Source organism: Bacteroides sp. RTP31139st1_H2_RTP31139_211217, from assembly GCF_040227615.1.
GTDB lineage: Bacteria > Bacteroidota > Bacteroidia > Bacteroidales > Bacteroidaceae > Bacteroides > Bacteroides uniformis.
The window spans coordinates 376-13,120 of record NZ_JBCNZM010000139.1 but is presented as its reverse complement, the minus strand read 5'-3'; the positions used below and the strand labels follow the sequence as shown (position 1 = coordinate 13,120).

The 12,745-nt window shown below is 49.6% G+C and carries 8 protein-coding genes; 4 read left to right on the top strand and 4 right to left on the bottom strand.

All coding sequences use genetic code 11. From position 1 onward, the window contains the following. Positions 1–60 precede the first annotated feature (60 nt). Entirely contained in the window at positions 61–687 is a 627-nt protein-coding gene (locus ABUA47_RS18575; RefSeq protein WP_005836440.1) for a trimeric intracellular cation channel family protein, read from the top strand. 188 nt (positions 688–875) lie between these two features. Here the strand turns inward: ABUA47_RS18575 and ABUA47_RS18570 are convergent, their stop codons facing one another. Beyond that, the gene (locus ABUA47_RS18570) at positions 876–3,779 is read right to left on the bottom strand and encodes a M16 family metallopeptidase (RefSeq protein WP_349831873.1); all 2,904 of its coding nucleotides are present in this window, start codon (positions 3,777–3,779) and stop codon (positions 876–878) included. A 273-nt stretch (positions 3,780–4,052) separates the two neighbouring features. Between ABUA47_RS18570 and ABUA47_RS18565 the strand changes: the two genes are divergently transcribed. Further along, positions 4,053–4,556 carry an RNA polymerase sigma factor gene (locus ABUA47_RS18565; RefSeq protein WP_005828302.1) on the top strand — a complete coding sequence of 168 codons (504 nt, stop codon included), beginning with the start codon at positions 4,053–4,055 and terminating at the stop codon, positions 4,554–4,556. A gap of 146 nt (positions 4,557–4,702) precedes the next feature. Next, positions 4,703–6,478 carry a biotin/lipoyl-binding protein gene (locus ABUA47_RS18560; RefSeq protein WP_347774668.1) on the top strand — a complete coding sequence of 592 codons (1,776 nt, stop codon included), beginning with the start codon at positions 4,703–4,705 and terminating at the stop codon, positions 6,476–6,478. Positions 6,479–6,501: 23 nt separating this feature from the next. On the opposite strand, the gene ABUA47_RS18555 is transcribed toward ABUA47_RS18560, so the two are convergent. From ABUA47_RS18555 to ABUA47_RS18545, 3 genes are all read right to left on the bottom strand, one after another. After that, the gene (locus ABUA47_RS18555) at positions 6,502–9,192 is read right to left on the bottom strand and encodes an ATP-binding protein (RefSeq protein ID WP_035448291.1); all 2,691 of its coding nucleotides are present in this window, start codon (positions 9,190–9,192) and stop codon (positions 6,502–6,504) included. A 16-nt stretch (positions 9,193–9,208) separates the two neighbouring features. Then, on the bottom strand, positions 9,209–10,399 hold the full coding sequence (locus ABUA47_RS18550) for a glycosyltransferase family 2 protein (protein WP_035448293.1): 1,191 nt from the start codon (positions 10,397–10,399) through the stop codon (positions 9,209–9,211). Between the two features lie 247 nt (positions 10,400–10,646). Further along, positions 10,647–11,849, bottom strand: a complete 1,203-nt coding sequence (locus ABUA47_RS18545) for a BamA/TamA family outer membrane protein (protein ID WP_117945518.1) — start codon at positions 11,847–11,849, stop codon at positions 10,647–10,649. A gap of 159 nt (positions 11,850–12,008) precedes the next feature. Here ABUA47_RS18545 and ABUA47_RS18540 point away from each other — a divergent pair. Then, on the top strand, positions 12,009–12,745 hold a 737-nt coding region (locus ABUA47_RS18540), incomplete at its 3' end, for a C1 family peptidase (RefSeq protein ID WP_349831875.1).

The window sequence follows — 12,745 nt, the reverse complement described above, 5'->3', positions numbered from 1 at the left end:
AAATACACACTTATTCAATGTTTAATTTATAATTTATAATTTTTAATTCTCAAAGTGATAATGCCAACATTTGTTCAGATACTCGATTTCATTGGCACATTTGCCTTTGCCATCAGTGGCATACGCCTGGCCTCGGCCAAGCGGTTCGACTGGTTTGGAGCGTATGTGGTGGGTTTTGTGACGGCCATTGGTGGCGGTACGATACGCGACCTGTTGCTGGACGTCACCCCGGGCTGGATGACGGATCCCATTTACTTGATTTGTACCGGACTGGCCTTGTTGTGGGTCATCCTCTTCGGTAAACATCTCATCCATCTGCACAATACGTTCTTCATATTCGACAGTATCGGCCTGGCACTGTTCACGGTGGTCGGCGTGGGCAAGAGCATCGCGCTGGGCTATCCCTTCTGGGTGGCCATCATTATGGGCAGCATCACCGGGGCTGCGGGAGGTGTGATACGTGACGTATTCATTAACGAAATTCCGCTGATATTCCGGAAGGAGATTTATGCGATGGCTTGTGTGGTGGGAGGAACCTTCTACTGGATGTGCCATCTTCTGGGGATGGAGTCTTTCGTGTGTCAGATTGTGGGCGGTGTGACGGTGTTCGTTACCCGCATACTGGCGGTGAAGTATAGGATTTGCCTGCCTATCCTTTCGGGCAATGAAGAGGAGCAGGAAGGGTAGTCCGTTATCTGCTGTCTGAGAATCTCAGGGATTTTCCGGTGAAATTCCGGGCAATGTGCAAAAGAACTTCAGGTGTTAAATATAAGATTCCCCGGCATTTGGAACCGAAATGTCGGGGAATCTTTCATATTCCTCGTTCCCCTGATAAGGGGGAAAGAGGATGGGATTGCTAAGGGGATAAAACAAGGTTAGAACAATGCATCCTTCGTGTTGAAAAGTTTGCGTTCGTTCAGTTTCACTACCTTGCCGAATTTTTCCAGCCGCTTCAGGTCAATGTTCTTAGGGTTGCCCATGATGGAAATGCAGTAAGGTTTGTCTTTGATGTTCTCTTCGTAGAATTTCACGATGTCGTCAAAGGTCAGTGCATCTACTTTCGGCAGGTTTTCCTTTGCTGGGTCGTCCGTGTAGCCTCTGTAGCCCAAGTCTACCAGTTCCATGGCTTTGTTGCGGAAGCTGGGGTGACTGGTCAGCATGGCTTGGCGGAGGTAGCTCTTGATGTTGTCGATACGTTCCGGATTCTTCGGCATGTCGTTGACGAGACCCATCAGCACGTCCAGTGCATCGTTTGCCTTGTCGTTCTGGGTACCGATATAGCCGCGCAGATAGCTTGCTTTTCCGGCTATGCCTTGCGTGCCGACGAATGCGTAGGCTGTGTAGGCCATGGAGCGTTTTTCGCGGATTTCGTTCAGAACGATGCCGGTGAAGTCAAGGCCGAAGTATTGGTTGAATGCGCTACGCAGCACGTCGTCCTTTTTGTCAGCCTTCTGCATCGGGATGTAGAGGTGGATTTGGGCTTGTTCTGCATCGTTGTTAGGCAGGAAGTAGACGGTGTTTTCGGTCACCGGCATCATGTCCTTTGCCTGCGGGGAGTTGGACGGGCGTTCGTTGGCCACCAACGGGAGGTTCTTGCTCAGAATGTCGTATACTTGGTCGAAGGGGAGTGTTCCGGTAAAGAACACCTTTGCCTCGTAGTTGGAGGCACGGTTGATGTCGCCCGTCAGTTCTGAAATCTGTAATTCGTAAATCTCCTTGTCGGTCAGCTCCTTGATGTAGTCTGATTTCTCTCCGTAGAGCATGTACTGTCGCAGTGCTTCGTTCAGGATGCTGACGTTGTCTTTGCGCTGCTGGCGCATACCCATTGCCGAACCTTTCAGACGTGCCAGTTGCTTTTCGTCCAGTTTTGGCATCAAAATCTGGCGTGAAAGTAGCTGGCAGGCTTGCGGCAGGGTGGCTTCGTAGCCCTCCATGATGATGTAGAGGTTGTCATCATCGGCTGTCACGTGGCAGGTTGCGTTCAGCTTGCTGAGTTCTTCTTTCAACTCTTGCGGTTCGTAGGCCCCCATGATGCCTGCGTTGTTCATCAACTGGGCGGCATAGCCAAGTTTTGGGAATTCGCGTTCACCGGCTCCGTATTGTACAACCAACTGGAATACGTTATTCTCCTTGTTGGGTGTGTAGTACATCTTTGAACGGTCGTTCAGTTGCTTGATTTGCACTTCGCCGTAGTCTGCGAATTTCTCCTCCATCTGTCCGATGGGCAGGTTTTTGAATTGTGTTGCATAGAGCGATTCTTTGCCTATCGGAGGTTCTACGGGTTTGTAACCCGGCTTCTCAATCTTGGCGTTCTTGTCAGGCTTTCCTTTTTCGATATATAGGTCCAGGTAATTGTCTGACAGATATTTCTTGGCTACTCGCTTGATGTAGTCAGTGGTGATGGCCATAATCTTGTCCTTGTAATTGAGTATGTCGCCCAAGTCCTGCTCGTTGTAGAAGGCGTTCATCAGTATCATGGCCTTGTCCTCGTTCGACTCCATTTCCAGGTCGAACTGGCGGCATTTCTCGGCTTTGATGGCATCAATTTTCCAGTCCTCGAATTCTCCGTTGGCGATTTGCTGGATGGCTTTCAAGGCTTTCTTTTCGGCGCTCTTGGTAGACTCGAAACGGCGCTGGTTTTCGTCGTAGAGGGGAATGGCCGCTACGATGGCGCGTCCTTGTTCGCGGAAAGTACGGGTGTAGGCTCCGGCGCTGGTCAGTTCACCGTCCAGTACCAGCTTGTCCATAGTTCCGGTCTGACTGTTGTTGTTCAGCAGTGCCAGAGCGATGTCCAGAGCGTCTTCGTCGGGATGTCCGGCAGGTACTCCATTGAATACCATTGCCACTTGCGGGTAGAATCCTACTTTAGCCGAATACTGTTTGCGGCCCTTTATTTCGAGGTTCTGGTAGACCTTGCGTTCGGGTGCGGGCTTAGCAGCCAGACGTCCAAAGGCGGCATTGATGCGTCCGCTGATTTGTTGGGCTTTGATGTTTCCTACGAGTACCAGTACCATGTTTTCGGGGACATACCATTGTTCGTAAAATTCAATCAGCTTGCTCAAGCGGGGATTCTTCAGATGTTCGGGCAGGCCGATGATGGAACGGGAGTAAGGATGTCCCTCAAAAGCTTTCTCCATCACGAACTGGTTCTGTGCACGTCCCTGGTCATCTTGTGAACGGTTATATTCTTCGTACACGTTTTCCAGCTCCGACTGGAAGGAACGGAATACGGGATGCAGGAAACGTTGTGAGGAGATTTCCAGCCATTTGTTTATCTGATAGGCAGGGAAGGAGCTGTGATAGAAGGTCCAGTCATAGTAGGTGCCTGCATTCACCCCTTTGGCACCCATGCTTTCCATCAGGTTGGAGTATTCGTTGGGAAGTCCCAATTTTCCAGCTTTGACGGTCAGCTCATTGATTTCCTTGCTGATGGCTTCTTTTTTTGCCGGGTCGGCTTCTTCGGCCATCTGGTCGTACTTGGCGATGATTTCCTTGTAGATCGGTTCTTCTTCCGTCCAGTTCAGCGCGCCTATCTTGTCTGTTCCTTTAAACATGACGTGCTCCAGGTAGTGTGCAAGTCCCGTGTACTCTTCGGGGTCGTTGATGGAACCGGCACGTACGCCTACCAGTCCGAACACGTCCGATTTGGATTCATCTTCCCATATATATACGGAAAGACCGTTCTTCAGCTTGAACGCCTTCAGTCCTTGTCCAAAGGAGGGCAGGGAAATGATGAGGGCAGCCAGCAGAAGAAGTGACTTAAATTGAAATGATTTCATAAAATAAAGTGTTTTTATGTAATAAAAGTGTTTTCCTATATGTAGGCAAAGCTATAAAAAAATCACGTAACATTTACGAAATCTTCGGAAAAATGATGGTTTTCAGTATATAATATCACCCGTAAACTATCAGAGAGGGGGGGTGTAAACTGTCAAATGATAGTTTTCCCCCCTAATAAAAACCGTATTCCGTCCCCCGGGGCTTCAAATCTTCCTTATACTTGCAATCGTAAAACCTAAACCATTATTAACTATTTAAAAATTGAGCAAAGTATGAATACTTACAGTTTTAGAAAAGATTTACTTGCAGTGCAAGAAGAACTGCTTCGCTTTGCATACAAGTTGACAGCCGACCGGGAAGAAGCGAATGATTTGTTGCAAGAGACATCTCTCAAGGCTTTGGATAACGAAGACAAATTTGAACCCGACACCAATTTCAGAGGTTGGATGTATACCATTATGCGCAACATCTTTATCAATAATTACCGGAAAATAGTTCGCGAACAGACTTTTGTGGACCAGACGGACAATCAGTATCACCTCAGCATGCCCCAGGACTCTGGTTTTGCCAGTACCGAGGGTGCCTACGACCTGAAAGAAATGCATCGCATCGTCAATGCCCTTCCACGCGACTATAAAGTCCCTTTCTCCATGCATGTGTCCGGTTTCAAGTACCGCGAGATTGCCGAACGCCTCGGCCTTCCGCTCGGAACGGTGAAAAGCCGCATCTTCTTTACACGCCAGAAGTTGCAGGATGAACTGAAAGATTTCATCTGATAATAATTTGATAGTAGCAATATGATATATAACATATTGTCAGTGATGAATTTTTAAGGGTTATTCTTGACTATATGTCAGAATAATCCTTTATATTTGTATATGTTAAGTTAACCGAAGGAAAAAATCTCTTATTACTGACTATGATGAAAAAGGAAATTAAATTCAGTCTTGTTTACCGGGACATGTGGCAGTCGTCCGGTAAGTATCAACCCCGGGTAGACCAGTTGGTACGTATTGCTCCGTTGATAGTTGAAATGGGTTGTTTTGCACGCGTTGAAACAAACGGAGGAGCTTTTGAGCAGGTAAACCTTCTGTATGGTGAAAATCCCAACAAGGCTGTACGCGCCTTTACCGCACCTTTTAGGGAAGCAGGCATACAGACGCATATGCTCGACCGCGGGCTAAATGCACTGCGCATGTATCCCGTTCCGGCAGATGTGCGCCGGCTGATGTACAAGGTGAAGCATGCCCAGGGTGTGGACATTACCCGTATCTTCTGCGGATTGAACGAGACGCGGAATATAATTCCTTCTATCAAATATGCTCTGGAAGCGGGCATGATACCGCAGGCTACGCTCTGCATCACGTATTCTCCCGTCCATACGGTGGAATACTATGCCAGTATTGCCGACCGGTTGATTGAAGCCGGGGCACCTGAAATCTGCTTGAAGGATATGGCGGGCATCGGACGTCCGGGTATGCTGGGACAGCTTGTCAGAACCATTAAGGAGAAGCACCCCGATGTGCTGATACAATACCACGGGCATAGCGGTCCCGGACTTTCCATGGCTTCCATTCTCGAAGTCTGTGAGAACGGTGCCGACATCATCGATGTGGCGATGGAACCCATGTCGTGGGGCAAGGTTCATCCGGACATCATCTCCGTGCAGGCCATGCTGAAAGACCAGGGTTTCCAAGTGCCCGACATAAACATGAAAGCCTACATGAAAGCCCGTGCCATGACGCAGGAGTTCATTGACGAGTTCTTGGGTTATTTCATGGACCCCACCAATAAACATATGTCCTCACTCTTGCTGAAGTGCGGTTTGCCGGGTGGCATGATGGGCTCCATGATGGCCGACTTGAAGGGAGTGCATTCCGGCATCAACATGATACTGCGCGGTAAGAACGAGCCGGAACTCAGTCTGGACGACCTGCTCGTCATGCTGTTCGACGAAGTGGAATATGTATGGCCCAAGCTGGGTTATCCTCCTTTGGTGACTCCTTTCAGCCAGTATGTGAAGAATGTGGCTTTGATGAACCTCATGCAGCAGGTAAAGGGAGAGGAGCGTTGGACGATGATAGACAACCATACGTGGGACATGATTTTGGGCAAGAGCGGACGCCTCCCCGGTACTTTAGCGCCCGAGATAGTGGAACTGGCCAAGTCCAAAGGCTTTGAGTTCGTGGATACGGACCCGCAGCTGAACTACCCGGATGCTCTGGATACATACCGGAAAGAGATGGACGAAAACGGTTGGGAATATGGCGATGATGACGAGGAACTCTTCGAGCTTGCCATGCACGACCGACAGTATCGCGACTATAAATCCGGCGTTGCCAAGAAACGTTTTGAGGATGACCTGCAGCGTGCCAAGGATGCGGCAATGGCCAAAAACGGATACTCGGAAGAAGAAATCAAGAAGCTGAAGCGTGCCAAGGCAGACCCGATAATCGCGCCTTCCAAGGGGCAAGTGCTTTGGGAGGTTTCCGTCGAAGGTCCTTCTTCTGCTCCTTTCATCGGACGCAAGTACCAGCATGATGAGGTGTTCTGCTACATCTCTACGCCGTGGGGCGAATACGAGAAGATATGGACCGGATTTACCGGACGTGTGGTGGAAGTCTGTGCCAAGCAAGGGGATGTGGTCAATAAAGGGGATGTGATTGCTTATATCCAGCGAAGTGATATTTTTGCATAAAGTGGAGGATGACTGTTTTTCAGTCATCCTTTATCATCCAGCCATTTCTTGATGGTTTCCTTCAGCACTTCTTGAGTGAAGGGTTTGGTAAGGAAGTCGTTGCAACCTGCTTCCAGGGCAGCTTGCTTGTCGTGCTCGTAGGCATAGGCTGTAAGGGCGATGATGGGGACGTCCGGTACCAGTTCACGGATGATGCGAGTGGCGTCGATTCCGCCAAGGTTGGGCATTTTCATGTCCATCAAGATGAGGTCGGGGTGGACTTCCTCGAACATCGTTACGGCTTCCATGCCGTCTTTGGCATGTTTCAGCCGATAGAGTCGGCCTAAAATGGCGTTAATTAGGATGAAGTTGCTTTCTGTATCTTCGGCAATCAGGATGGTCTTGGAAGGAGGGGTAGGGAGTGCTCCAACCTCTTCATTCTTCGGGGAATCTCCGGGGGCTGCATTTTTGCCCCTCTGCTCTGTGGAGTGTGTCTCTGCTGTCGTTTCCTGGTTGTCCTCTTCTTTCTTTTCCGCCTCTGTTTTGCTGGTGGATTCCAGCGGGAGAACAAAAGTAAATGTGGTGCCTTTACCCACCTCTGAAGTGACGGATATGTTGCCACCCAGACGTTCGATGATGGTTTTGCAGATAGAAAGTCCCAATCCGGTGCCCTGGGCAAAGTTGTTCACCTTGACGAAACGTTCGAATACCCGGTCCACCTTGTCCGGTGCAATGCCCATACCCGTATCGGTGACGTGGAATGCTACATACTTGCCTTCCCGGCGATACCCGTAACTGATGTGCCCGGTGGTGGTGAACTTGAAGGCATTGCCTATCAGATTGGAAATGACCTGGAAAATCCGGTTCTTGTCTCCGTCAATCACGATATTCTCGTCAGAGGGTTCGTATATCAGTTCCACTCCTTCGGGACAGCGGAAAATATGTGCGTCGTGTATCTCCTTGCAGAGTGGATGGAGGCGTACGGGCGTGATGGTGAACTCCACGATGCCCGATTCTATTTTTGATAAGTCGAGGATTTCGTTAATGAGCTGGAGCAGGCGTTCGTTGTTCGATTCCACTATTTCGTAATAGCCTAGCCGTTCTTCCTCGTCGGTACTTTCGGCAATAATTCGTGAGAAGCCTACAATGGCATTGAGCGGTGTGCGTATCTCGTGGCTCATGTTGGCGAGAAAGGCAGATTTGAGTCGGTCGGAGGTCTCGGCTTTCTCCTTGGCTACGAGCAGTTCCCGTTTCATCTGTTCCATTTCCGTGATGTCCCATTCGATGTTCAGCAGGATGGGGGAGAAGTCGTTGCTTTCAATCTTCATCTTCCGTTTGTCCAGATAGATGGGATTTCCGTTTCCGTCGCGTTCTTCCGCAATCCAGTGCATCTCTTTGCCGGTTCTGGCTATTTCGATGTCTTGCGCCCTCTTTTCCTGAGCAGTCTCCAGAGGATAAAAATCGAAGTCGTCCTTTCCCAATGCCTCTTGTATGGGGATTTCGCGGTTATACGATTCGCGGTTGCGGTAGAGGTACTTGAAGTTGTTGTTGATGTCCTTCACAACAATGCCTGCCGGGAGGTTTTCGATGATTTTGTCCAAAATCTGGTTGAACTGTTTGATTTGCTGCTCATGCCGGATGCGTGTCGATACGTCTCTTCCGAATGTCCAGATGGTTCCTTCCCCTTTGTCGCTTGTCACCCAATAAGCGTTTCCTTCAATGGCGAGTACTTCCGGACGCTTGGGCAGCGGATGGTAGACGATGTATCCGTGGTTCGTCTCTCCACGTTTGACACGGTTGGCAAACTCTTTCCAGGATGTTTCATCCCTGCCGTATGAGGGCAGGTCGTATATCTTCATCCGGGTGATGTCTTGGCCATTACCGATGCCATGCCGTTCCTTGAAGCAACGGTTGCAGAATATCAGCGTGCCGTCTTCGTGTGCCGAATAAATGTCCTCGGTGGAGTTGTTGATGGCATGTGTCAGCAGATTGATGTCGTTGCGCCGTTTCTGTATGTCGGTAATGTTCTGTATGTATCCTTCTATAGTGACATTCCCGTCTTTCTGCCGTTCGCGGGCAAACGCTTTGAGGCGGATATAGAAAATGTTTCCTTGGAGGAAGATGCGGTAGTCCACGCTGTTTTCCATCTTGCCTTTCAGATTCTCTTTCATCCAGCCGGTAAAGCTTTTCCGGTCTTCAGGAAGGATGAGTTCCAGATAATTGTCCATATTGATGTGCTGCACCTCTTCCGAACACATGATGCCCGTATGGCCTGCATAACAGAATATGCGGGTCTGGGTATCGTATTGCCAGTTTCCGATGAGGGCGGCCTTTTGTATTTCGTTGAGCTCGTGGTTTTTCTTTTCGAGTTCCAGTTTGCGCTGGCTGCGTTCTGTGATGTCGCGGTACTGGCAGAGGACCATGCCGTCGTACGGGTACATGATGCATTTAAAGTAATAGGTAGTGTGACCCAGTGTCATTTCGTAATTATGGACTGAACGTACCTTTTGCGTCAGTACCTTCTTGAACTCCGGATATACTTGGTAGTAAGTGGACGGCGGTATCAGTTGGAGCAGATTCTTGCCCAGCAGCTTTTCTTCCTTCATGAACCAAAGGTTTACATTGTACACTGCGATGTCCATGCAAATGCCGTCCCGGTTCAGAAGGAGCATGGTATCTGACGTCAGCTTCAACAGTCTCTCGGCGTTTTCAGCTTGTTTCAAAATGTTTTTCATTCTTACAGTATTAGTTTCATGCCCTTCTGGCCTTCTCCCATGCGCCGCTTGCATTGCCTTTGCGCTTGTGCAGGTAGTTGAATCCTCGTATGACGTTGACGTTCATGAAGAGGAAATAGTAGGGGATGAAAAGTATCTTGTTTTTTATATGCTTCATTGAAAGGTAGTACCCCCAACTTCCCATGAGGTAGAAAAGAGCTTGTAACAGCCAGATGATGGCATACAGTAATGGCGTGCTTGTCGTAAAGATGAGAATTGTGTTGAGGGGAAGCAATAGGAACAATAGGATAGGAGTGAGCGACCAGCGCAGCACCCGGTGGGAAATATATTGGAAACAGAATGTACCGTAACGGAATGGGTTGAGCAGCGGACGCAGCCGCCAGATGGACTGCAAGCCCCCGGCAGCGATGCGCACCTTGCGCTTTTCTTCCTCGCGCATGTCTGCCGAGCCGCTTTCTACGGCATAGGCATTGGCACAATAGGCAATGGTGTGTCCCTGCATGACGATGCGCAGGGAGAGTATGAAGTCGTCGAGCAGCGTATCTGTCTGCATTTCCTCGAACAGCTCGCGGCGCACGGCAAACAGTTCACCCGCTGCGCCTACTGCCGAATAGAGGCGTGCGTCGAGCGCTTTGAGGGTGGATTCGTATTTCCAGTATAGCCCTTCTCCCCCCGAGGCAGCATTGTCCTTGCTTTGCACGGCGATACGTTTTTCGCCTGCCACGCATCCCACTTTAGGGTCGGTGAAGGCGTGCACTATCTCCCGCAGGGCTTCGCGGTTGAGGTGAGTATTGGCATCGGTGAACACGACAAGGGGCGTTTCTACGAAATGTATACCGCGGTTCAGGGCGGCTGTCTTGCCTTGGCGTTGGGGTTGGTGGAGGACGATGGCTTGCGGCCAGTGGGAGAGGCGTTCGTTGGTATGGTCGTTGCTGCCGTCGGTCACCCAGAGGATGCGTAGCTTGTCGGCGGGATAATCCAGCTCCAGGCAGTTGCGCATTTTTTCATCCACTACATCTTCTTCGTTGTAGGCGGCGATAAATAGCGTCAATGGGGGTAAAGCATCGTCGGCAGGCATCGGACGGGGCGCAGGCTTACGGAAACATTCTTTTATCTTGACCAGGATATATAATAGTATACCATATCCTATATAAGTATAGAACACTATGAATAAACTTATCCAGAAGAGTACTTCAAGGGCTTTCATGTATCCGCTCGTTTGCTTTCTTTTTTGATAAAAAGAAATGTGATTGCCAAAAGTATGGATAATCTTTTACCGATGCAAGAAAAATAAAAGAAAAATAAAATGTTTGTTTCTCAAGGTGTTCCGATGTTATAAGGAAGTGAGCTTCCTATAGAGGTGAGCTTGAATAACCTTGTGAGTGAGAGGCGATTAAAGGCTTTCAAACATCATTCTCCATAGGAAAGGGATGGGCAGGTAGGCAGGGCGTTACTCAAAACGCTTCTGTCATATTGAAGTAAAACAACATCTGGTTGTTTACCGTGTTTTTGCCTAAATCCAGGCGGACGTTCATGCGTGGCTGTACCTCAATGCGTAGACCTACACCATAGTTGGGCAGTACACCCTCTATCTTGCCGGGAGTGGGGCCCATGAAGCCGCAGCCGGTCCAGGCTACAAAACCTATGTGGTTGAGCATCCGCTTCACCCAAGTGCTGCGGTCGGTATTGAGCATCTGTCTGTACTCTGCCATGACCACATGCGAGGACTTGTCGCGATATTGCCCCATGTAGTAGCCGCGCAGGTCGAAAGGCGTTCCGGTGAGGGCATATTGCGTCAGAGGGACGTCACCGAACACGTTCTTGGTCTGTGCCGTCCACGCGAGCACCCTGCGCTTGCCCAGTGACTTGTATTGGCGGTAGTCTATCTCTAGGCGGTAGAAGGTCTGGTCGCTGCCGATGAACTTGGCGTACATCATGCCGCGGAAATCCAGATACATACCACGGTAGGCGTTGGCAGGGACGTCACGGCTGTCGTATGTCAGCAGGAAACCGAGGCCGGAGTTGAAGTTGTTATAGCCATTAGCCGTACCGCCTGCCTCTTTGTACGAGGGTTCGTCCACCAAGAACTTGCCGGGCTCCGTCAAGTGGTCGTAATTGATGTCGATTTGAGGTCCGGCAAAGATATTGCTGTTGCCCAGTCGGAAAAGGAACCAGGGGTTGATTTGCACGCCGCTGTACCGGTATTTGCTGGTACTGTCGCTTCGTACATAATCTTTATTGGTATTATAGCCGATGCCGTAAAAGTTTTCTTCCGTATTTTTATAGCTGAACTTTCCGAAGATACGGAAACGGTCGCCCTTAAAGAAGAGTTGCGGTTTGGAGAAGAGATTGATGCCACCGTTGAACATGAAGGCGATGGCCATGGGCACTACGGAGCGCAGCTGCGTGGTGTCGCTGGGGTTCATACGGAAGGTCATTAGGGCGCTTCCTCCCAGCACGGTACCGAAGTCGGGGGTGTAGCTGGGTCCGCCCAGAATATTGTAATGCAGATTCCGACGCGCTACCTTTTGCTTGCGTAGTTCTTTTTTGGTCAGTGCAGGAACGCTGTCGTTTGTGGCGGCCGCAGTCTGTTCCTGGGCATAAAAGGTGGTGGCGAACAGCACCAGTGCGATAATGCTTAGTATATATCTTTTCATGTCGTACGAAATGTGGGTGCAAAGGAAACTATTTTATCCCGAATAGTTTTCACTGTAATAGATAATAAATCTAAAGATGTCACTAAAATTATCAAAAAAGACATTACTTTTGTCTGCTTCACGAAGCAAGACATCAATAACTAAAAACACATAATCTGAATGAAGAAACGATTTTTATCTGTAATTGTTCTGAGTGCCGCACTGTTCTCTGTGCAGGCACAAGAGGGAAAAGGGGGTATCAGCCCCGAAATGCTTGGACAAATCAAGCAAAGTTATCAAGGCACGGCTGCCGACAAGGCGCTCCGCAATGCCATAGGCAATAATGACATCCGTAAACTGGCACTCAACCAGGAGAATATGCAGGGCATGGATACCCACTTCTCCATCAAGGTAGAATCCAAAGGCATCACCGACCAGAAGTCGTCTGGCCGCTGCTGGCTGTTTACGGGGCTGAATGTGATGCGTGCCAAGACTCTTGCCGAATACGGTTTCCAGTCTTTCGAGTTCTCCGAAGTCTATCCCTTCTTCTGGGACCAGTTGGAGAAGGCAAACCTCTTCTTGCAAGGCATCATCGACACCTCCAAGAGTCCCCTGACTGATAAGACCGTAGAATGGCTCTTCCAGCATCCGCTGAGCGATGGGGGTACCTTTACCGGTGTGGCCGACATTGTTTCCAAATACGGCCTTGTTCCCAAAGATGCCATGCCCGAAACAAACAGCAGTGAAAATACCTCCCGCATGGCCAACCTCATCTCTCTGAAGCTGAAAGAGTATGGTCTGCAACTGCGTGACATGGCTGCCGCCGGTGCCAAGCCCGAAGCTCTGGAGAAGGAGAAAACTACGATGCTCGGAACCATCTACCGCATGCTGGTGCTGAACCTCGGTGTACCTCCCAC

Bases quoted from the DNA above. Each gene is read 5' to 3' on its own strand.
- ABUA47_RS18575 (WP_005836440.1), top strand. From the start codon at position 61: ATGCCAACATTTGTTCAGATACTCGATTTCATTGGCACATTTGCCTTT.
- ABUA47_RS18570 (WP_349831873.1), bottom strand. From the start codon at position 3,779: ATGAAATCATTTCAATTTAAGTCACTTCTTCTGCTGGCTGCCCTCATC.
- ABUA47_RS18565 (WP_005828302.1), top strand. From the start codon at position 4,053: ATGAATACTTACAGTTTTAGAAAAGATTTACTTGCAGTGCAAGAAGAA.
- ABUA47_RS18560 (WP_347774668.1), top strand. From the start codon at position 4,703: ATGAAAAAGGAAATTAAATTCAGTCTTGTTTACCGGGACATGTGGCAG.
- ABUA47_RS18555 (WP_035448291.1), bottom strand. From the start codon at position 9,192: ATGAAAAACATTTTGAAACAAGCTGAAAACGCCGAGAGACTGTTGAAG.
- ABUA47_RS18550 (WP_035448293.1), bottom strand. From the start codon at position 10,399: ATGAAAGCCCTTGAAGTACTCTTCTGGATAAGTTTATTCATAGTGTTC.
- ABUA47_RS18545 (WP_117945518.1), bottom strand. From the start codon at position 11,849: ATGAAAAGATATATACTAAGCATTATCGCACTGGTGCTGTTCGCCACC.